Genomic DNA, 19,610 nt, shown 5'->3' with positions numbered 1-19,610 from the left:
GGGGTTGTCGCGGCGCCAGAGGAGCGAGTGCGGGCAGACGGGCGCGCGAGGTGGAAGCCGCGCATCAGGCCCGACGCCGCGCGGCGCGAGGCGATCACGTCGACGCGCAGCGGACGGCGGCCGGGGCGCACGGACGCGACCGCGCGCTCGGCGACGCGCAGCAGCTCGCGGGCGTGGGGCAGGAATGCCTGCCCCACGATGGTGAGCTCGACGCGGGGCGCGGGTGAACAACCGCACGCCGAGGTTGCGCTCCAGCGCGGCAATGCGCTTGGAGACAGCCTGCTGGGCGATCGACAGGTCGGCGGCGGCTTTCTGGAACCGGCCCGCTTCCGCGACGGCGACGAAGGTACGGACTGCTTCGAGATCCACACCGATCCACCTGAGTGAACAACCGATGGTTGTGAATGACTGGCAGTGCAGTTGTTTGACCTGCTGTTGTGCTGCTCGCTTAGCTCTCACCGGTCAATGTCGGATTGTTCGGGTGGGACATCAAGGGGGCGCGCCGAGCATGGTGGGCAGGACACCGTTGGGCCGGCAGTTCGGCTGGCTGTGGGCGGCATATGCGGTGAGCGCTTATGGGTCCGGGCTGGGGTTCGGGGCATTGCCGCTGATCGCCGTGCTGGCGTTGCATGCCGGCCCCGCCGAGGTGTCCGCGCTGTCCGCGGTGGGGCCTGCGGTGGGCGCGCTGATCGCGGTGCCACTCGCGCCGTGGGTGGAGTTCCGGCGCAAGCGCCTGGTCATGATCGCGACGGACCTGACCCGGTTCGCGGTCATGGCGACGGTCCCGGTCGCCTACGCCTTCGGTTTGCTCAGTTTCGTCCAGCTGCTCGTGATCTCGGCCGTGGTCGCCGCAGCCAAGATCGCCTTCAACGCGGCGAGCGGCGCCTACCTCAAGGCCCTCGTCCGGCCGGATGACCTGCTCGTGGCCAACGCGCGGTTCGAGTCCACGAACTGGAGCTCCATCGCAGTCGGGCCACCGCTGGGCGGGGCGGCGATCGGCCTGTTCGGGCCGGTCATCACCGTGGTGGTCGACGCACTCAGCTACCTGCTCTCCGCGCTGTGTCTCACCGCGATCCGCGGCCGAGAAGAAGCGCCGCAACCGACCGACAGAAGCCCGGCCCGGGCGGGCGCATTGCTTGACGGCTGGCGACACATCATGGGTCATCCCGGCTTGCGGGCGCTCTACCTCAACCAAATGCTCGTCGCCGGTCTGATCATGGCCACCGAGCCGCTGCTGGCTGTGCTCCTGCTTCGCCGGCTCGGGTTCCCGCCCTGGCAGTACGGCCTCGCCTTCGCCGCTCCCTGCGTCGGCGGACTCATCGGCTCGCGGCTGGCCCGCCGTGTCGTGGCCCGCTACGGCCGGCACTGGGTCTTCCGGACCGTCGGCACCCTGCGCGCCATCTGGCTGATCGGCCTGGCCTTCGTCCGTCCCGGCGTCGTCGGCCTCGTCACCGTGATAGCTGTCGAGCTGGCGATCATCGTCAACATGAGCCTGTACACCCCGGTGCTCGCCACCTACCGGCTCGAACACACCCCCAAGCATCTCGTCGCCCGCACCCTGTCGGCCTGGTCGATCGGCCAGCAGGCGTCCATCGCCGTCCTCACCGCGCTCGGCGGACTGCTCGCCGACGTCACCGGCCCACGCACCGCTCTCATGGTCGCGGGACTGCTCATCCTGACCACCCCGCTCCTGCTTCCCCGACACGACCAGACGTCGCAGCACGAGCCGGAACTGCCCCGTAGCCGCTCATGACACCCCGCAACTCGCCGCTGAAGCCCGCAGGCCGCAGCTGGTCCGCGCCGGTACGCGTCCGCGTCGACCAGGCACACCACCAGCAAGGAGAACACCCGCGTGAGCACTGCCCCCGCACTTGACCCCGCGCACATCGCTCTTCTCGTCATGGACTACCAGCCCGCGATCCTGGCCCTTCTGTCCGAAGGCGGGGACTGCGAAGCCCTGCTCGGTCGCGTGGAAGGGGCCATCGCCGACGTCCGTGCAAACGGCGGCACCATCGCCTACGTACGCGTCGGCTTCACCGAGGCCGACTGGGACGCGATCCCGGCCATCAACAAGTCCTTCGCCCCACTGGCCCGACACCGCGTCATGCACCACGAGGACCCTGCCGCTGCCATCCACGAGCGCCTGGCTCCCCAGGACGGCGACATCGTCGTGCGCAAGATCCGCTACGGCGGCATGTCCACCACCGACCTCGACCAGCAGCTGCGCGAGCGCGGCATCACCACTCTGGTCGTCTCCGGCATCAGTACCAGCGGCGTCGTCCTGTCCACCGTCATCGACGCGGCCGACCGCGACTACCAGCTCTACGTCCTGTCCGACGGCGTCGCCGACCCGGACACCGAAGTCCACAACGTCCTGCTCCATCAAGTTTTCCCCTCACGGGCCCACATCATCGACACCGCCGAGCTGCACGCCCTGCTCCGGGCCGGCTGACTCGAACCACGAGCCGATCCCACCCACGGTCGCCGCATCCACCCGCTGTGGAGGCGACCACTGACGGTCGGCAACGTGACCGCCCCGCTCCCCCAGGAGGAAGGGGAACGGGGCGGGCGTTCGTGGGCGCGGTGGTCAGTTGCTGGAGGCGTACGTGACGAACTCCGCCCACGCGTCCGGCGTGAAGCCGAGGTGCGGGCCGGGGATGTTCTTGGAGTCGCGTACGTGGATGGTGCTCGCGGTCTCCGCGACCTCGACGCAGGAAGGGCCATCGTTGGTGCTGTAGCTGCTCTTGAACCACGTCAGCCCGGGCAGCTCCCCGGCCAAGGGCTTGGCACTCATGTCTCTCCCAGCAGTTTCGTGATGAAGATCCGCGACAACCGAGGCGTGAGCGCCTGGGATCGGACCAGGCCGTACCGCATCTCAAGGATCTGGACTTCCTTCGGATCAGCGATCAGTCGGCTGGTGAGCTGAACCTCGTTGAGCCCCACAGCCGTTCCATCACTCAGCTTAAGCACCCGGTGCGAGCCGGCCAGCCCCGCATGCTCCTCCGTATCCGTCGGCATGACCTGGATCTCGACATGCCTCAACGCGCTCAGCTCTAGCAGGTGTTCGAGCTGCCTGCGCAACACCATTTTGCCTCCGGTCGGCCGCCTCAGCGTCGCCTCTTCCTGGACGAACGTCAGCAGCGGGGCAGGGCGTCGCTCGAAAACCGACTGGCGCGCCATGCGCCCGGCAACCAGGCGATCCATCTGGTCCTCGGTGTACAGGGGACGCCTCTCCCTGTACAAGGCGCGGGCGTACTCCTCCGTCTGTAGGAGGCCGTCCACAACATCGCTGGCGTACGCGCCCATCTCGACCGCACCCGCCTCCAACTTCGCTACGTCACGGACCTTCTTCGGGTACCGCGCCTCCGCCACGTCCTGCTTCATCGCGGCGATCTTGCCGCCCGCACCCAGGACCTCGTCCGCCTTGTCCAGGAACTCCGGCTTGGGGATACGCTTCCCGGCCTCCACCTTGTAGACCTGGTTCTCCCCGTAGCCGATCGCAGTGCCCAGTTCCGCCGCACGCAGGCCGGCCGCCTCACGCCACAACCGGATCTGCCGGCCGACCGCCGCGATCACCGCGCCCGAGTCGTCCTCGACGTCGAACTCCCAGTCAGGGCCGTCCGCCGTGTTGTCTCCGTTGCCCCGGTTGTCCTCGTCCGCCATACGACACCCGCCTCCACCCGTGCCCGCACCGATTCGCGCTCGACGCCGTACCGGATGGACAGACCCGTACAACCGCTGGACAGTCACTGTCCGTACGCACGTCATTACTGTTCAGAGTAGGCATCTCCGGCCACGCTGAGTGACGTGAACCGAGAAATCACCCAACCGCGTGCCCGCAACGGCGAGTTCGCCGTGCAGCTCTCCGCCACCCGTCGGGGTGCCCGACTCGCCAGGCTCCTCGCGACCGAGCAACTCCGCGCCTGGGGGCTGCCTCTGGAGGACGCCGGGCATGTCATCGCCGAGCTGGCGTCCAACGCCGCGCTGCACGGGTACGTGCCGGGGCGGGACTTCCGCATCATGCTGACCGTCACCGGGGACACGCTCCGTATCGAGGTCGCCGACGCTCGCGGGGACGTGCTGCCCCGCCTCCCGGAGCGGAACGACGACTCCGAGGCGGGACGCGGGCTGTTGCTCGTCGAGGCGATCGCCATCCGGTGGGGCGTGCAGGTCGGCCCCTTCCCCCGCAAGACCGTCTGGGCGGAAGTGGCCCTCACCGGATCGTGACAGTCGCGACCCGGTGTGTCACGTCCCGGTGAACCGCGACCCGGCGGGCCCCGACGTAAAAAGCTTTTAAGGCTTTGAAGAGAAGAAACCTCCCAACCCAACCCCACCCCCTACCCCGGCCTCACGCAGGGCACACACGGGCCCCATCACCCACACGGGTGAGATCGCCAACTCAGCTGGGTTTTCGCCCGGTTGGCAGGCATATGCTCGCCCCCACAACCCCAGACATGCGTCGGCCCCCGGCCGGGACTCTCAATCCCGATCGAGGGCCTGACCACCGAGGAAGAAGAGCCTTCCCGATGGATACCCAGCAGATTAGCGCGCCCTCGCGCGCCCCGTCTCCCGTTCGCGGGGACGCCACGCCGTCATCCGGTGTCGTACACATCAACTCCCGCCACACCAGCCACTTCACGGTCGTCGGCAACCACCTCGCCCAGCACCGCGAGCTCTCCCTCCTCGCGATCGGCCTCGCCACCCACATCCAGTCGCTCCCCGCCGGAACGAAGATCGGGATCAAACCCCTCACCGAACGCTTCCCGGACAGCGAGGCCCGCATCGCCGCCGCACTGCGCGAACTGGAAGCCCACGGCTACCTGAAACGCACCCGCGAACGCCTCCCCGACGGCCGCGTCATCACCCGCACCTGCTCCTACAACCAGCCGGGCTCCACCAACACCCGCCCTGTCCCCGCACCCAAACGACGCCCCAAGCCCGCCCACCCGGCCCCGGCACCCGACCCCCAGCCAGCAGAACCACCCTGCATCCCCGCCCCCACCGCGCCCAAACCCCCGCCCCCACCGCTTCCCCAGCCCCGCAACCCCCTCCCCCAACACCAGCACGCCGCCCTCACCCTCCTCACCGACCTCCACCACCACACACCCCAACTCACCCTCACCGAGAGCGACGTCCACCACCTCGCCCCCGCCGTAGCCACCTGGTTCGAACGCGGCGCCACACCCACCGCCCTCCGCCACGCACTCACCACCAACCTCCCCCACCCCCTCAAATGCCCCGCCAAACTCCTCCGCCACCGCCTCACCCACCTCCTCCCACCGCCGCGCGTCCCCGTTCACCAGCCCACCCCCCTCCAGAACTGTGACCGCTGCGACCGCGCCTTCCGCTCCCCCGCCCCCGGCAACTGCCGCGACTGCGGGGAAGCGGGCGGGCCGCCGCTCATGGAGTAGCCACCGGGTGGCCACGCGCGGTTCACGGACGGTCGTCGGCCTCCTGATCGAAGTCCACTGCGACCGCGACGCCGCACCCCTTCCGGTTCAGCCCTTGCGGCTGGTCAGGTAGGTGTCGATCACCCGCATCGCGGCCTCCGAGGAGCCCCGGCGGTAGAGCCAGTGGCCCACGACGTCCATCGTGAACAGGGATGCTTCCGGGAAGGCGTGCGCCATACGGCGCGCGCCCACCAGGGGGGTCGCCAGGTCGTGGGTGGCGTTGACCACGAGGACGGGCGGGAGGCCGCCCTCGGCCTGGGCGGGCCGGGGTTTCGGCGGCATGGTCCAGCCCTGGCAGCCGAGGACGAAGTCCAGGGCCTGACTGCTGTGGCGCACGTGCGGGGCGGCCTTCGCGACCCGCTCGCGGATGGCCCGGTACTGGGCGTAGTCGCGGATGCGGAAGTCGTAGTCCCGGCACAGCACGAGTCGCGTGGCGAGGTCATCGCTGCCGCCGGACCACTGGACCTCGCCCTTTCCGGTCTGCAGGGCGGCCAACTGCTGCGCCGCACTCTCCGGCGCCCAGACGCGGAGTCGGTCGGTGAGGAAGTCGGACAGCCGGTCGGCGTCGACCGTGGTCCGCGTCGGTCCGTTCGGGCCCGGCTCGCGAAGTGTGCCTGCGTCGGCGCGGGCGAACAGCCGGTCGGTGACGGCCGTCAGATCCTGGCCCTTCAGCGCGCAGGCCGCGTCCTTCACGCACCAGTCCGCGAGCCGTTTCAGGGTGTTGTCAAGGGTGACGCTGCTGTCGGTGAGGTAGCGCTCGGCGTCCGGCCGGTCCGGGTCCATCGCGCTGTCGAGGGCCAGCGCGCGGAGGTTCCCCGGGAACAGGCGCGCGTATCGCTCGCCGAGGAAGGTGCCGTAGGAATGGCCGAGGAAACTGATCCGGCGTTCGCCGAGGGCGGCGCGGATCGCGTCCATGTCGCGGGCGACGCTCTCGCCGTCCATATGGGCCGCGAGCGGGCCCGTCCGCTTGAGGCAGCTGGCCGCCAGCCGGCCGTTCAGGGTGCGCAGTCGCTCGAATTCGGCCGCGTCGTGGGGGCGGGCCGGGATCGAGCCGAGGATCGTCTCGTCGCACCGGGCGCCCTGGCTGCGGCCGATACCGCGCGGGTCGAAGCCGATCACGTCGAAGCGGCGGAGCATGGCCGGGGAGTAGCCCCCGACGGGGTCGTCCGCGTACAGCGCGTCATCGGCCCCGGGCACCCCGGGGCCGCCGGGGTTCGACATCAGGACACCGATCCGCCGCGCGGGGTCGGTGGCCCGGTACCGGGCGACGAAGATGCCGGTCTTCGGGCCTTTCGGCTTCGACCAGTCCACCGGCACCTCGACCGTCGCGCACTGCGCCTTCGGGCTGGGGTCGGGGTAGGGCGGATCGCCCTTGGGGCAGGCGCCCCAACTGATCGGCGAGGCAGGGGCGGTGGCGCCGGACGGCTCCGGGGCGGCGGCCGCGCCGGGGACGGCCAGGGCCGTGGAGGCGGACAGGGCCAGGAGTACGGAGAGAACCCGCCGTCTCGTGTTCGGGTTCCTGTTCGGGTTCATGTTCATGTTCACGCGCATGCTCGTGTTCATGCGTGGCACTGTTCCGGCCCCGCGTGATCGCGCCTCCATGGGCACATGACGGGCACGTAACAAGGAGGCCCTCACCGGATGGGTGAGGGCCTCCTGGACCGGGCGCGGTTCAGGCCGCGTCGAGTGCCACCGTCGGGTGAAGGCGGGAGGCGTGAGGCCATGCTCATGGAGCTGGAGGAACCGAACCCGGACGCGGTCACGATCATCCTGATCCGGCTGCTGATCGTCTCGCCGCTGGTCCTGCTCATCGCCCTGCGCAGGGGCCGCGACAAGCGGGACGGCTGCCCCCTCGTCCGTGGTGCCGACGGCCCGCGACCGGTCGGCACCGACATGGCACCGGACCGGCGCACCGGAGTCCTCGCGCCAAGGCACTCCGAAATCCTGTGAACCTTTCCGCGCCCTGCGGGCAACAAGGGATGACACGCTCATCCGCCGAGCCCCCAGGAGCCGATGTGACCGGACCACCAGCCAGCCCCGACGACGATGCCGAGGTCGTCGCACAGTCGCTGGAGCATCCCGAGATCTTCGCCGGGCTCTACGACCGCCACGCCCCGGACATCCACCGCTATGTCGCCCGCCGCCTCGGGGAGGGCGCGGCGGACGACATCACGGCGGAGACCTTTCTCATCGCCTTCCGCTCCCGGCGCCGTTACGACCGCACGCATCGCAACGCCCGCCCCTGGCTGTACGGCATCGCCGCGAACCTCATCGGCAAGCAGCGGCGCAGCGAGGAAAGGGGGCTGCGGGCCCTGGCCCGTACCGGTCAGGACCCGGTGGCCGCGTCCTGGAGCGACCGTTCCGACGACCGGATCGCCGCGCAGGCGCCGCTGGCCGGGGCGCTCGCCTCGCTCTCCCCCGGCGACCGCCATGTGCTGCTGCTCGTCGCCTGGGCCGACTTCGGGTACCAGGAGGTCGCCGAGGCGCTGGGCATCCCGCTCGGCACCGTGCGGTCCCGGCTCAATCGCGCCCGCCGCAAGGTCCGTGAGGCGCTCGACATGGATCCCTCGTTCACGCCCGACGTCATGGAGCTGACCCCGTCATGGACGAAATGACCCAGCTGCGGGAGCTGCGCGCGGACGCGCCTGTCCCTGACCGTTCCGCACTCGCCCCGGGCCGGATGCGACTTACAGAGACCGTCGCTTCGGGCCGCCGTGTCCGCCGGCTGAAGGCGGACTGGCGGATCGCCTCGATCGGTGCGGCAGCGGCGATCACCGTGGCTGCCGTGCTCGGCACCCAGCTCGTCGATGCCGCCGCCCCCGACCGCTCAGGGCCCGCTGCGACCACCGGAACCCTGCGGCTGAGCAGCCCGGCCGAGGTGCTGAACCGGGCCGCCGACGTGCTGGAGAAGCAGCAGGCGGCCCCGGAGCCGCGCGACGACCAGTGGATCTACACGAAGACGGTGATGGCCCAGCCGTCCCAGAACGGCTCGGCCGCCGGCCGCTTCACGTACGTCCCCGACAACTGGGTCCCGTACGACAACTCCGCCGCGGCCAAGACCGGGAAGGACGACGACTACCGCACGTCCCGTCAGGTCTACCGGGCCGCCAATGAGCTGCCCGACGACCCCGCACGGCTGCTTGCGAAGGTCCGCTCGTTCTACCCGACCGGCAACACCGCCGAGAGCCCGCCCGAGGCCGAGGCCCAGCACAGCTTTCGCGCGATGGGTCTGATGGTCGAGGCGTACCCGATCGCACCGGCCGCCCTCGCCCGTATCTACCGCGCCCTGGCCACCGTCCCCGGTGTCCACGTCACCGATCACCTGGTGAAGGACGCCGCCGGACGCGAGGTCATTGCCATCACCCGGAAGGAGGACGGCAGCCACGAACAGCGGGAGATCCTCCTCGACCCGCACGACTTCAGCTACGCCGGGATGCGCTTCGTGGTCAGCGAGGACTACGTGTACACGTCCTCCGCGGGCAAGGTGAAGTTTCCGTCGGAGAAGTTCAAGGCCGGGCAGATCAAGATGAGCGAAGCCCGGGTCGAGGCCGCCGTCGTCGACGCCAAGGGCGAAAAGCCCTGAGACGCCACCGGTAGCCGCGAACCGGGGCCGGTGTCCGCCACAGGGGTGCGGACACCGGCCCCACCGACAGCGGCAGGTACCAGCGGGCGCATCACGTCGCTGCCGGATGTCGGCCCGCCGGCCCAGCACTCGGGGGTGAGCCCGCATGTCCAGTGGAGAGGCCGGCCGCACCACCACGCCCGCCCTGGGACCTCCGGCCTTCTCAGCCGGCTCCCGGGCCGCCTCCGCCCCGTCCACCGAAGCGCGGGCCACGGCCAGGGGCAAGCCCGATTCCGCCCTCCTGTGGACCTTCATCGGTGACTCCGACAGCGGAGAAGTCTGTGTGCTCAGGAAAGCGGACACCCAGCCGTAATCGCCACCGGCACCCCGGAACGAGCACCGCCCCCACGTGACCGACCACACCCCCCACTCCGTTGAAACTCCCGCAACAATGAACACGTGATCACTTCGCCGCCACGGAGCACCCACCGACGCACCGAGCACGCGTCGACGCCGTACGTCGACCTGTCGCGCGCCGAGTGGAGCGCCCTGCGCGACAAGACTCCGCTGCCGCTGACCGCCGCCGAGGTGGAGCAGCTGCGCGGGCTCGGGGACGTCATCGACCTCGATGAGGTACGGGACGTCTACCTGCCGCTCTCCCGGCTCCTCAACCTGTATGTCCAGGCCACCTCGGGCCTGCGCGGCGCCCTGAACACCTTCCTCGGGGAGGCGGGCAACGGGCACGGCGCGCAGCGGGGCACCCCGTTCGTCATAGGGGTCGCGGGCAGTGTCGCGGTCGGCAAGTCCACCAGCGCCCGTATCCTCCAGGCGCTGCTGGCCCGCTGGCCCGAGCATCCCCGGGTGGAGCTCGTCACCACGGACGGGTTCCTGCTGCCGATGGAGGAGCTCCGGTCGCGGGGACTGATGTCGCGCAAGGGGTTCCCCGAGTCGTACGACCGGCGTGCCCTGACCCGTTTCGTCGCCGACATCAAGGCCGGCAAGGACGAAGTGACGGCGCCCGTCTACTCGCACCTGATCTACGACATCGTGCCGGGCGAGCGGCTCACCGTACGTCGCCCCGACATCCTGATCGTCGAGGGGCTCAACGTGCTTCAGCCCGCGCTGCCCGGCAAGGACGGGCGGACCAGGGTCGGGCTCGCCGACTACTTCGACTTCAGTGTGTACGTGGACGCGCGGACCGAGGACATCGAGGCCTGGTATCTCAACCGGTTCCGGAAACTGCGCGAGACGGCGTTCCAGAACCCGTTCTCGTACTTCCGCAAGTACACCCAGGTCTCCGAGGAGGAGGCCATGGAGTACGCGGCGACGATGTGGAGGACCATCAACAAGCCCAACCTGGTGGAGAATGTCGCGCCCACCCGGGGCCGTGCCACTCTGGTGCTGCGCAAGGGGCCGGACCACAAGGTCCAGCGGCTGTCCCTGCGCAAACTCTGATTCTCCGAGACTCCTGGGAGTGGCCGCGTGCTGCATCTGCGCCTGATCGTCCCCACCGACCGTACGGACGAGGTGGTGCACCTGCTGGAGAGCACCGTCGGTACGACGCATCTCGTGGTGATGTCCGGGGTCGCCCGTGACCCGGCGGGCGACATGGTGCTGTGCGATGTGGCCCGCGAGGCGGGCGACGAGCTGATCGGCGCGCTGCGCAGGCTCGGCATCGACAAGTCCGGTTCGATCACCGTCGAGAACATGGACCTGACGCTCTCCGCGCACGCCGACAAGGCCGAGGAGGAGGCGCCGGGCGAGGGCGCGGACGCGGTGCTGTGGGAGGAGCTGGCGGAGGCGACCCACGAGGAGTCGACGTTCAGCGTCACCTATGTGGCGTTCCTCGCGGTCGCGACGATGCTCGCCGCCTGCGGTGTGATGCTCGACAACGCGATCCTGATCGTGGGCGCGATGGCGGTCGGTCCGGAGTTCGGGCCGCTGGCCGGGATCTCCACGGCCCTGGTGCAGCGCGCTCCGCGGCTGGTGTGGCGGTCACTCGTGGCGCTGATCGGCGGCTTCGCCGTCGCGATGATACTGACCGCCGGGTTCGCCTGGCTGATGGACGTCTTCGGGCTGTTCAACCGCCCGATGATCGAGGCGGCCCGGCCCAACACCGCGTTCATCTGGAAGCCGGACGCGATGTCGTTCGTGGTGGCGTTCCTGGCCGGGATCGCCGGGACGCTCTCGCTCACCTCGGCGAAGTCCGGTGCGCTGATCGGGGTCGCCATCTCGGTGACCACCGTGCCGGCCGCGGCCAACGCGGCGGTGGCGTTCAGTTACAGCGACTACAGCCAGATGTCGGGCTCCACGGCCCAGCTGCTGGCGAACCTCGGCGGCATCGTGGTCGCGGGGACGTTGACGCTGCTGGTCCAGAAGATCCTGTGGGCGGCGCACCGCCGCCGGACGGGCTGCATCCCGAGCCCGTCCGCGGACAGCGGGCGGCGCGGCCGGCCCGACCGGTCCCGTCCGGCGAACGGCCCGGCCGGGCCGGGACCTGCCGAGCCCGCACCGGCCACCTCCGGCCCAGCCGACTACAGGCCGGCCGAGCGCGACTAACCGAGTGCGGACTTCACCACATCGGCCAGCCGCTCGGCGACCGCCCGTGCCTGGTCGATGTCGGCCGCCTCGACCATGACCCGTACCAGCGGCTCCGTGCCCGACTGGCGCAGCAGTACGCGCCCGGTGGAGCCCAGCTCGCGCTCGGCCTCGGCGACCGCCGCGGCCAGCTCCGGGGAGGTCCCGACCCGGGACTTGTCGACGTCGGGGACGTTGATCAGCAGCTGGGGCAGCCGCTGCATGACCCCGGCCAGCTCGGCGAGCGTACGGCCGGTGGCCGCGACCCGGGCCGCCAGCATCAGGCCGGTCAGCGTGCCGTCGCCGGTCGTGGCGTGGTCCAGGACGATGACATGGCCGGACTGCTCGCCGCCCAGCGCGAAGCCCTCGGCCTTCATCGACTCCAGTACGTACCGGTCGCCGACGGCGGTCTGGACGAGCTGGATGCCCTCCCGCTCCATCGCGATCTTGAAGCCGAGGTTGGACATGACCGTGCCGACCACGGTGTCCTTGCGCAGCTGCCCGGCCTCGCGCATGGCGAGGGCGAGCACGGCCAGGATCTGGTCGCCGTCGACCTCCGCGCCCGTGGCGTCCACGGCGAGGCAGCGGTCGGCGTCGCCGTCGTGCGCGATGCCGAGGTCGGCGCCGTGCTCGACGACTGCGGCCTTCAGCAGATCCAGATGGGTGGAGCCGCAGCCGTCGTTGATGTTCAGACCGTCCGGATCGGCACCGATCGTGATCACCTCGGCACCGGCCCGCGCGAAGGCCTCGGGCGAGACCCGGGAGGCCGCGCCGTGCGCCTCGTCGAGGACGACCTTCAGCCCGTCGAGCCGGTTCGGGAGGACGGCGATGAGATGGGCGACGTACCGGTCGAAGCCCTCGGCGTAGTCGGTGACCCGGCCCACCCCGGCGCCCGTCGGGCGTGCCCAGGGCTCACCGGTGCGGTGCTGCTCGTAGACCGTCTCGATCCGGTCCTCCAGCTCGTCGGCGAGCTTGTGACCGCCACGGGCGAAGAACTTGACACCGTTGTCCGGCATGGCGTTGTGGCTGGCGGAGAGCATCACACCGAGGTCGGCGCCCAGCGCGCCGGTGAGGTACGCCACCGCAGGGGTGGGCAGCACACCGACCCGCAGGACGTCCACGCCCGCACTGGCGAGGCCTGCCACGACGGCGGCCTCCAGGAACTCTCCGGACGCACGTGGGTCGCGTCCCACCACGGCTGTCGGCCGATGCCCCTCAAAGGTGCCCGCCTCGGCAAGTACATGCGCCGCAGCGACCGAGAGACCGAGCGCCAGCTCAGCCGTCAGATCCGCATTGGCGACACCGCGCACACCGTCCGTGCCGAAGAGTCGTCCCACTGGTGTCCTCCGAAGATGCTCCGAAACCGCAAACCAAACCAACGCAACACGGCAACACGATGCGTACAACGCGGCGCGTCCGTCGCCGGGCAACGCAACACAACGCTGCGTATGAAAGCGTATGAACGTCTTATGCCGTTATACGCCCGAGGGTGCCGATAGACGAACGCCCCGGCAAGCACAAGGTGTGCCGCCGGGGCGAACGTGTAAAGCAAATGAGCAGGCGATTTAGCGCTTGCTGTACTGCGGGGCCTTACGGGCCTTCTTGAGACCGGCCTTCTTGCGCTCGACCGCACGGTCGTCGCGGGAGAGGAAGCCGGCCTTCTTCAGCGGGGCGCGGTTGTTGTCCACGTCCGCCTCGTTCAGCGCACGGGCCACACCGAGGCGCAGGGCGCCGGCCTGACCCGAGACGCCGCCACCCGAGATGCGGGCGATGACGTCGTAACGGCTGTCGAGCTCGAGCACCTTGAAGGGCTCGTTGACTTCCTGCTGGTGCACCTTGTTGGGGAAGTAGTCCTCAAGGGTGCGACCGTTGATCTTCCACTTGCCGGTGCCCGGAACGATCCGGACGCGGGCGATGGCGTTCTTCCGACGGCCAAGGCCGGCGGCGGGCTGCGGGTCGCCGAAGCGGGAAGCCAGCGACTCGCTGGTGTACTCGCCCTCGACGGGAACCTCGGACTCGAAGGTGGTCACCTCGGCGAAAACCTCTTCGCCCTCGGTGCCCTCGACGGGGTTCTCAACAGTGGTCTCGGCCACGATTCTCCTCAGATCTTTCTTTTGGTCTTAGGGGGAGGCCGGAACTACTGCGCGACCTGGGTGATCTCGAACGGGACCGGCTGCTGAGCAGCGTGCGGGTGCTGGTCGCCCGCGTAGACCTTGAGCTTCGAGAGCATCTGACGGCCCAGGCTGTTCTTGGGGATCATGCCCTTGATGGCCTTCTCGACAGCCTTCTCGGGGCTCTTGGCGAGCAGCTCGTCGTAACGGACGGAGCGGAGACCACCCGGGAACCCGGAGTGGCGGTACGCCATCTTCTGGGTCTTCTTGTTGCCGGAGAGGTGAACCTTCTCGGCGTTGATGATGATGACGAAGTCGCCCATGTCCATGTGGGGGGCGTAAATCGCCTTGTGCTTGCCGCGGAGGAGGTTCGCAGCCGTGGTGGCCAGACGACCCAGGACGATGTCCTGCGCGTCAATGATGTGCCACTGGCGCGTCACATCGCCGGGCTTGGGGCTGTACGTACGCACTTCGTAGCCTTCGCTTCTTCAGTGGATGAGGTCCAGACACATGGCACCCCTGAAGCGATCATGCAGCTGGGGCCCACAATGCCGGGAACGCTGTCCGTATGCGAGCCACTGGTAACTGCTCCAGAGAACCTACGTAAGGGCTCTTCGCGTGAGAACGACGAAGCCGATACGTATAACAACCCCCGACAATACCCGCCCCGCCCGGGACGGGTCAAAACGCGTCAGCCCTACCGCTCCCGCTCAACCCTGCCAGGCTTCCGGCCGCCCCGAAGCCCGGCGTTCAGGCGCCTCGAAGTCAGGCCTCGGCCGCCGCGAACAGGTCCTCGGCGACCTCGGCGGTCAACGACCGGTCGAGCCAGTCGCTCAACACATCCAGATCACCACACGAAACGATCCGCTCCCGCACCTGCTCCGACACCGCGACTCCGCGCTTGGACAGAATCCGCAGAATGTCCTCGGCACGCCCCTCGGCACGCCCCTCGGCACGTCCCTCGGACCGCAGCCGCTCAGACGTCTCCGAGCGGAAGAAAGAGAGGTCGACAGACATCAGATCCCTCCAGATCTGTGCGGCCGGAGCAGAGCCCAGGCCGAGTTCGGTGAGTTCGGCGAAGATCATCGCCGTGTCGTCGTCAACGGTCTGCAGCGCGGCAGCCAACGCCTTCAGTATGGCACCCGCATTCGGATCCTTACCATGCGTGATGGCCGAGAGCGTGGCGAGGGGAATGTCTCTGGCGGCAGCGTCCGGGTCGGTGAAGACGGGCACATTGTGCGGCCCGAGCACCAACGGGCGGAGCGACAGTGTCGGCCATGTCGTGGGACCGATGGCCACCGTCTCGGCCGCCCACTCGGCCGTGGCCCTGTCCTGGCACGTCACCAGGAGCAGAGGAGGAAGCCGATACTTCGCGTAGAGGTGAGCCACGTAGTAGGCCCAGCTGCCGGGTTTGCCCCGGTCCTTCTTGCCCTGCGCCTCCACAGCCAGCAGATAGCTGTCACCTTCCGCCGCGTCGATCCGCAGAAGGGTGTCCACCCGTCTTTCGAGTGGCTGGATCTCGGTGAGATCGGTGGGCATGAGGGACACCGCGACGGGTTCCGGGAAGGGAAGCCCCAGCGTGCGGAAGGTCCGAGCGAAGACTCCGGGATCCTCCTGGAAGATCCGGTGCATCGCCTCGTGTGATGAGCTGACCATGCGGCCACGCTATGCACACGGCATCGGACACGTCGGCCCTTCGCGCAGCGCTCACCCGGACGGGTGAGCGCCGCCCCGGCGCCCCCACCGCCCCCTCACCGCACCCGCTCCACCCTCCGCTCGTCCCACACCGGCTCCCTCGTCTCCCGTACGACGCCGTCCGAGCCGAACACCAGATACCGGTCGAAGGACTTTGCGAACCAGCGGTCGTGCGTGACGGCCATCACCGTCCCCTCGTACACCTCAAGACCGTCCTGCAGGGCCTCCGCCGACTCCAGGTCCAGGTTGTCCGTCGGCTCGTCCAGCAGCAGTGCCGTCGTACCGGCCAGCTCCAGGAGCAGGATCTGGAACCGCGCCTGCTGCCCGCCGGACAGCTTCTCGAACGGCTGGTCCCCCTGCCGCTCCAGCTCGTACCGCCGCAGCACGGACATCGCCCCGCCGCGGTCCTTGGCGTGCTCGGTCCACAGGATCTCGACGAGCGTGTGGCCCAGCAGCTCCGGATGGGCGTGCGTCTGGGCGAAGTGACCCGGCACGACACGCGCCCCGAGCTTCCACTCCCCCGTGTGCGCCACCGGCTCGCCCGCGAGCAGCCGCAGGAAGTGCGACTTCCCGGAGCCGTTCGAGCCGAGGACGGCGACCCGCTCCCCGTAGAAGATCTCCAGGTCGAACGGCTTCATGAGCCCGGTCAGCTCCAGCCCCTTGCAGGTCACCGCCCGTACGCCGGTCCGGCCACCGCGCAGCCGCATCTTGATGTCCTGCTCGCGCGGCGGCTCCGGCGGGGGTCCCGCGTCCTCGAACTTCTTGAAGCGGGTCTGCATCGCCCGGTAGCGCGACGCCATGTCGGGGCTGATCGCCGCCTGCTGCCGCAGCCGGTGGACCAGCGCCTTCAGCCGGGCGTGCTCCTCCTCCCAGCGCCGCAGCAGCTCCTCGAACCGCGCGAACCGGTCCTTGCGGGCCTGGTGGTACGTATCGAAACCGGCGCCGTGCACCCACACGTCGCTGCCCGCCGGGCTCGGCTCGACGCTGACGATCTTCTCGGCGGCCCTGGACAGCAGCTCCCGGTCGTGGGAGACGAAGAGGACCGTCTTGCGGGTCTCCTTCAGCTTCCCCTCCAGCCACCGCTTTCCGGGGACGTCGAGATAGTTGTCCGGCTCGTCGAGCAGCAGTACCTCGTCCGGCCCGCGCAGCAGTGCCTCCAGCACCAGCCGCTTCTGCTCACCGCCGGACAGCGTGCGCACCTCTCGCCACTGCGCCTTCTCGTACGGGATGCCGAGCGCGGCCGTGGTGCACATGTCCCACACCGTCTCGGCCTCGTACCCGCGGGCCTCCGCCCAGTCGCTCAGGGCCTGCGCGTACTTCATCTGCGCGGCCTCGTCGTCGACGGTGAGGATCAGTTCCTCGGCCTTGTCGACCGCCAGAGCCGCTTCCCGGATACGGGGCTGGGCGACGGAGACCAGCAGATCCCGGACGGTACGGTCGTCCCGCACGGAGCCCACGAACTGCTGCATCACCCCGAGCCCGCCGCTCACCGACACGGAGCCGCCGTGCGGCTGGAGCTCCCCGGCGAGCAGCCTCAGCAACGTGGTCTTCCCGGCGCCGTTAGCCCCCACGAGGGCGACCACGGCCCCGTCCGCGACCCGGAACGAAGCATCGCCGAGCAGCACCCGCCCGTCCGGTAGGTAGTACTCCAGATGGCCTGCTTCAAGATGTCCCATGCACAGCATTGTCACGGGCCGCGAAGCCCTGGCCCAACCGGATTATGTTCCGTCTAGGATTCGCCGCATGAGCTTTGGGCAAGGGGGGCCCTCCTGGGGGCCCGGGGGCACACAGACTCCGGACTGGGCAGCGCTGGCCGACGAGTCCGCCGCGCGCAGCCGCCGCAAGAAGTGGCTGATGATCGGCGGCGGCGTGCTCGCCACCGCGGCGGTCGGCGCCATCGTGGCGACGGCGGTCATCTCGACCAACAAAGGCAACAGCTCCACCGGCTCCGGCAAGAACGCGAGCGAGCTGCCGGCACCGAGCGACCTGCCGACCAACACCGCCGAGCCCGAACCGTCCTTCTCCTCGGTGGCACCACTGCCCCCGCCGGACCCGAAGGACTACATATCCGATGTCAAGAAGGACAAGGCGCCGATCACCGTCGACGCGTTCTTCCCCGGCAGGAAGCTGACGATGGGCGACCGCGTCTACGCCAAGGGCGCGACGCAGCAGACGAAGAACTGCGCCGCCACCACCAAGGGCGCGCTCGGCTCGATCCTCGTCAACAACGGCTGCGACCAGGTCATCCGGGCCACGTACAGCAAGGACGGCGTCGCCGTCACCGTCGGCCTCGCGGTCTTCGAGACGGAAGCCCAGGCGAAGAAGGCGGCCCAGCAGTCGAGCGGCAGCATCGCCACGCTGAGCGGCGCGGGTGTGCCGGCCTTCTGCCCCGCCGGATCGGTCTGCCGCCGTACCGCCAACTCCTACGGCCGCTACGCCTACTTCGCCATCAGCGGATTCACCAGCGGCAAGAACATCACCAAGGCCGACCAGAACGCCTTCGCCACCGGTGACGACCTGACGAACTTCACGTTCCGTCAGATCCGCCACCGCGGCGAGCTCCAGGCATCGGCGGCGGCCACCGCACCCGTCGGCTGACCCAGCGCGGAGGGGACGCCGACAACGGAGGGGAGTCCTCGTCCATGGACGGGTCGTCGCCCTGAAAGGCGGACCACGACAGGGTCAGCGCAGGGGACAGGCCCGTCACCGGGTCTCAGCAGCAGCCCTCACCACCGGCTCCGGGGAGCGTGCGCACATTGCGCGCCTCCTTGGAGCGGGCGGCCAGCAACTCATCGGCCGGGTAGGCCACTTCCTCCAGCGTCAGCCCATGGGGGCGGACCACATGCACGCCGGGGTCCCGCAGCCGTGCCGCCAGCACCTGTGCGGGCCACTCGGCCGGGCGGCGCCCGTCGCCGACGAACAGCGCGGCCCCGATCAGCGCCCGCACCATGTTGTGGCAGAACGCGTCGGCCTGCACGGTCGCCGTCGTGATCCCGGACGCCTCGTCCCGCACCCAACTCAGCTTCTGCAGCGTACGGATGGTCGTCGCACCCTCGCGCTTCTTGCAGTACGCGGCGAAGTCGTGCTCCCCGACCATCCGGGCCGCCGCCTCGTTCATGGCGTCGACGTCCAATGGCCGGTCGTGCCACAGCACATGCCCCCGCAACAGCGGATCCACCCCACCGGGGCGATCGGCGACACGGTACGCGTAACGCCGCCACAGCGCCGAGAACCGGGCATTGAACCCGGCGGGCGCCTCGGCGATCCGCCAGATCCGCACATCGGGCGCCATCCGTCCGGCCATCCGCCGCAGCAGCTTGTCCGCGTGCTCGGCCCACACCTCGTCCGGCAGATCGACATGGGCGACCTGCCCCCGGGCGTGCACCCCGGCATCGGTGCGCCCGGCGACGGTCAGGTCGTACGTCCGCGAGGACCGCGTCACGGTCCGCAGCGCGTCCTCGATCTCCCCCTGGACGGTCCGCCTGCCGGTCTGCTTGGCCCAGCCGGAGAAGTCCTTGCCGTCGTACGCCAGGTCCAGCCGCACCCGTACGAAGCCGGGCTCTACCTCGTCACTCACCGAAGGATCCTTTTCTGCCAGTACATACGGAACGGGCCCGCACCGCCCCGAAGGGTGATGCGGGCCCGTCCAGTGGTCTCAGAACGCTCAGGCGTCCTTGGACTCCGCGTCGGCCTCGGCCGGCTTGGCGTCCTCGACGACCTCGGCCGGAGCCTCGTCCTTCTTGAGGGCGTCTTCCTTGACCGCACGCTTGGTCGCGGCCTCGGCCTCACCGGTGGCCTGCTGGGCCACGGTCAGCGCCTCGACCAGCTCGATGACGGCCATCGGGGCGTTGTCGCCACGACGGTTGCCGATCTTGGTGATGCGGGTGTAACCACCGGGGCGGTTCTCGTACCGCGGGGCGATCTCGGTGAAGAGCGTGTGCACGATGCTCTTGTCCGTGATCGACTGCAGCACCAGGCGACGGTTGTGGATGTCGCCCTTCTTCGCCTTGGTGATGAAGCGCTCGGCGACCGGACGCAGGCGGCGGGCCTTGGCCTCGGTCGTGGTGATGCGGCCGTGCTCGAACAGCGACTTCGCAAGGTTGATGAGAAGAAGCTTCTCGTGCGCAGCGCTGCCGCCCAGACGGGCACCCTTGGCGGGCTTCGGCATGGTTTTTCTCCTTGTGTGCTGCACCGGCCGTATCAGGTACCGGTGTC

General features: G+C 69.5%; 21 protein-coding genes and 1 pseudogene. 11 read left to right on the top strand and 11 right to left on the bottom strand.

Translation table 11 applies throughout. The features are described 5' to 3' along the window. Positions 1–38: 38 nt before the first annotated feature. Positions 39–369, bottom strand: a pseudogene (locus IEZ15_RS07035) (LysR family transcriptional regulator); the annotation flags it as partial. Positions 370–508: 139 nt separating this feature from the next. Between IEZ15_RS07035 and IEZ15_RS07030 the strand changes: the two are divergent. Together IEZ15_RS07030 and IEZ15_RS07025 are read left to right on the top strand one after the other, a co-directional pair. Further along, entirely contained in the window at positions 509–1,753 is a 1,245-nt protein-coding gene (locus IEZ15_RS07030; protein WP_189275059.1) for an MFS transporter, read from the top strand. A gap of 99 nt (positions 1,754–1,852) precedes the next feature. Continuing rightward, entirely contained in the window at positions 1,853–2,452 is a 600-nt protein-coding gene (locus tag IEZ15_RS07025; RefSeq protein WP_189275057.1) for a cysteine hydrolase family protein, read from the top strand. A gap of 135 nt (positions 2,453–2,587) precedes the next feature. Here the strand turns inward: IEZ15_RS07025 and IEZ15_RS07020 are convergent, their stop codons facing one another. Then, entirely contained in the window at positions 2,588–2,794 is a 207-nt protein-coding gene (locus tag IEZ15_RS07020; protein ID WP_189275055.1) for a DUF397 domain-containing protein, read from the bottom strand. Next, a complete protein-coding gene (locus tag IEZ15_RS07015) occupies positions 2,791–3,663 on the bottom strand; it encodes a helix-turn-helix domain-containing protein (protein ID WP_189275053.1) in 873 nt (290 codons plus the stop codon). The genes IEZ15_RS07020 and IEZ15_RS07015 overlap by 4 nt, the downstream gene beginning before the upstream one ends. Positions 3,664–3,807: 144 nt before the next feature. On the opposite strand from IEZ15_RS07015, the gene IEZ15_RS07010 reads away from it, so the two are divergent. Together IEZ15_RS07010 and IEZ15_RS07005 are read left to right on the top strand one after the other, a co-directional pair. Further along, positions 3,808–4,227, top strand: a complete 420-nt coding sequence (locus IEZ15_RS07010) for an ATP-binding protein (RefSeq protein WP_189275050.1) — start codon at positions 3,808–3,810, stop codon at positions 4,225–4,227. A gap of 299 nt (positions 4,228–4,526) precedes the next feature. After that, complete coding sequence (locus IEZ15_RS07005) at positions 4,527–5,411, top strand: helix-turn-helix domain-containing protein (protein WP_189275048.1); 885 nt, start codon at positions 4,527–4,529, stop codon at positions 5,409–5,411. Positions 5,412–5,498: 87 nt separating this feature from the next. Here the strand turns inward: IEZ15_RS07005 and IEZ15_RS07000 are convergent, their stop codons facing one another. After that, on the bottom strand, positions 5,499–7,013 hold the full coding sequence (locus tag IEZ15_RS07000) for an alpha/beta hydrolase (RefSeq protein WP_189275046.1): 1,515 nt from the start codon (positions 7,011–7,013) through the stop codon (positions 5,499–5,501). 159 nt (positions 7,014–7,172) lie between these two features. On the opposite strand from IEZ15_RS07000, the gene IEZ15_RS06995 reads away from it, so the two are divergent. The 6 genes from IEZ15_RS06995 to IEZ15_RS06970 all read left to right on the top strand — a co-directional run bounded on the left by IEZ15_RS06995 (position 7,173) and on the right by IEZ15_RS06970 (position 11,571). Then, a complete protein-coding gene (locus IEZ15_RS06995) occupies positions 7,173–7,400 on the top strand; it encodes a hypothetical protein (protein ID WP_189275044.1) in 228 nt (75 codons plus the stop codon). Positions 7,401–7,465: 65 nt separating this feature from the next. Continuing rightward, on the top strand, positions 7,466–8,065 hold the full coding sequence (locus IEZ15_RS06990) for an RNA polymerase sigma factor (protein WP_229845765.1): 600 nt from the start codon (positions 7,466–7,468) through the stop codon (positions 8,063–8,065). Next, the gene (locus tag IEZ15_RS06985; protein ID WP_189275041.1) at positions 8,053–9,033 is read left to right on the top strand and encodes a CU044_5270 family protein; all 981 of its coding nucleotides are present in this window, start codon (positions 8,053–8,055) and stop codon (positions 9,031–9,033) included. Before IEZ15_RS06990 ends, IEZ15_RS06985 begins: the two co-directional genes overlap by 13 nt. Before the next feature lie 145 nt (positions 9,034–9,178). Beyond that, on the top strand, positions 9,179–9,385 hold the full coding sequence (locus IEZ15_RS06980; protein WP_189275038.1) for a hypothetical protein: 207 nt from the start codon (positions 9,179–9,181) through the stop codon (positions 9,383–9,385). Positions 9,386–9,471: 86 nt separating this feature from the next. Then, on the top strand, positions 9,472–10,467 hold the full coding sequence (coaA, locus tag IEZ15_RS06975; protein ID WP_189275036.1) for a type I pantothenate kinase: 996 nt from the start codon (positions 9,472–9,474) through the stop codon (positions 10,465–10,467). A 27-nt stretch (positions 10,468–10,494) separates the two neighbouring features. Further along, on the top strand, positions 10,495–11,571 hold the full coding sequence (locus tag IEZ15_RS06970; protein ID WP_189275034.1) for a DUF389 domain-containing protein: 1,077 nt from the start codon (positions 10,495–10,497) through the stop codon (positions 11,569–11,571). Here the strand turns inward: IEZ15_RS06970 and glmM are convergent. From glmM to IEZ15_RS06945, 5 genes are all read right to left on the bottom strand, one after another. Beyond that, on the bottom strand, positions 11,568–12,926 hold the full coding sequence (glmM, locus tag IEZ15_RS06965; protein WP_114246111.1) for a phosphoglucosamine mutase: 1,359 nt from the start codon (positions 12,924–12,926) through the stop codon (positions 11,568–11,570). The two genes, IEZ15_RS06970 and glmM, sit on opposite strands and share 4 nt — an antisense overlap. A gap of 228 nt (positions 12,927–13,154) precedes the next feature. Further along, complete coding sequence (gene rpsI / locus IEZ15_RS06960; protein ID WP_189275032.1) at positions 13,155–13,682, bottom strand: 30S ribosomal protein S9; 528 nt, start codon at positions 13,680–13,682, stop codon at positions 13,155–13,157. A 44-nt stretch (positions 13,683–13,726) separates the two neighbouring features. Beyond that, entirely contained in the window at positions 13,727–14,170 is a 444-nt protein-coding gene (rplM, locus tag IEZ15_RS06955; protein WP_072486702.1) for a 50S ribosomal protein L13, read from the bottom strand. A 295-nt stretch (positions 14,171–14,465) separates the two neighbouring features. After that, complete coding sequence (locus IEZ15_RS06950) at positions 14,466–15,356, bottom strand: hypothetical protein (RefSeq protein WP_189275030.1); 891 nt, start codon at positions 15,354–15,356, stop codon at positions 14,466–14,468. A gap of 95 nt (positions 15,357–15,451) precedes the next feature. Then, complete coding sequence (locus IEZ15_RS06945; RefSeq protein ID WP_189275373.1) at positions 15,452–17,080, bottom strand: ABC-F family ATP-binding cassette domain-containing protein; 1,629 nt, start codon at positions 17,078–17,080, stop codon at positions 15,452–15,454. 58 nt (positions 17,081–17,138) lie between these two features. Here IEZ15_RS06945 and IEZ15_RS06940 point away from each other — a divergent pair, with 58 nt between their 5' ends. Beyond that, positions 17,139–17,993 (top strand): hypothetical protein, encoded by an 855-nt coding sequence (locus IEZ15_RS06940; protein ID WP_189275028.1) that lies wholly within the window; start codon positions 17,139–17,141, stop codon positions 17,991–17,993. A 115-nt stretch (positions 17,994–18,108) separates the two neighbouring features. Here IEZ15_RS06940 and truA read toward each other — a convergent pair whose 3' ends face one another. Together truA and rplQ are read right to left on the bottom strand one after the other, a co-directional pair. After that, a complete protein-coding gene (gene truA, locus IEZ15_RS06935; protein WP_189275026.1) occupies positions 18,109–18,972 on the bottom strand; it encodes a tRNA pseudouridine(38-40) synthase TruA in 864 nt (287 codons plus the stop codon). An 87-nt stretch (positions 18,973–19,059) separates the two neighbouring features. Then, positions 19,060–19,563, bottom strand: a complete 504-nt coding sequence (gene rplQ / locus IEZ15_RS06930) for a 50S ribosomal protein L17 (protein WP_189275024.1) — start codon at positions 19,561–19,563, stop codon at positions 19,060–19,062. Positions 19,564–19,610 lie beyond the last annotated feature (47 nt).

The organism is Streptomyces atratus, assembly GCF_014648655.1.
Taxonomy (GTDB): Bacteria; Actinomycetota; Actinomycetes; order Streptomycetales; family Streptomycetaceae; genus Streptomyces; species Streptomyces atratus.
This window is presented reverse-complemented; position numbering and strand designations above follow the sequence as displayed.

Excerpts from the sequence above, each read along its gene's own strand:
- IEZ15_RS07020 (WP_189275055.1), bottom strand. The coding sequence starts at position 2,794 with ATGAGTGCCAAGCCCTTGGCCGGGGAGCTGCCCGGGCTGACGTGGTTC.
- IEZ15_RS06985 (WP_189275041.1), top strand. The coding sequence starts at position 8,053 with ATGGACGAAATGACCCAGCTGCGGGAGCTGCGCGCGGACGCGCCTGTC.
- IEZ15_RS07030 (WP_189275059.1), top strand. The coding sequence starts at position 509 with ATGGTGGGCAGGACACCGTTGGGCCGGCAGTTCGGCTGGCTGTGGGCG.
- rplQ (WP_189275024.1), bottom strand. The coding sequence starts at position 19,563 with ATGCCGAAGCCCGCCAAGGGTGCCCGTCTGGGCGGCAGCGCTGCGCAC.
- IEZ15_RS06995 (WP_189275044.1), top strand. The coding sequence starts at position 7,173 with ATGCTCATGGAGCTGGAGGAACCGAACCCGGACGCGGTCACGATCATC.
- IEZ15_RS07000 (WP_189275046.1), bottom strand. The coding sequence starts at position 7,013 with ATGAACACGAGCATGCGCGTGAACATGAACATGAACCCGAACAGGAAC.
- IEZ15_RS07005 (WP_189275048.1), top strand. The coding sequence starts at position 4,527 with ATGGATACCCAGCAGATTAGCGCGCCCTCGCGCGCCCCGTCTCCCGTT.
- IEZ15_RS06980 (WP_189275038.1), top strand. The coding sequence starts at position 9,179 with ATGTCCAGTGGAGAGGCCGGCCGCACCACCACGCCCGCCCTGGGACCT.
- IEZ15_RS06945 (WP_189275373.1), bottom strand. The coding sequence starts at position 17,080 with ATGCTGTGCATGGGACATCTTGAAGCAGGCCATCTGGAGTACTACCTA.
- IEZ15_RS06940 (WP_189275028.1), top strand. The coding sequence starts at position 17,139 with ATGAGCTTTGGGCAAGGGGGGCCCTCCTGGGGGCCCGGGGGCACACAG.
- IEZ15_RS06950 (WP_189275030.1), bottom strand. The coding sequence starts at position 15,356 with ATGGTCAGCTCATCACACGAGGCGATGCACCGGATCTTCCAGGAGGAT.
- IEZ15_RS07015 (WP_189275053.1), bottom strand. The coding sequence starts at position 3,663 with ATGGCGGACGAGGACAACCGGGGCAACGGAGACAACACGGCGGACGGC.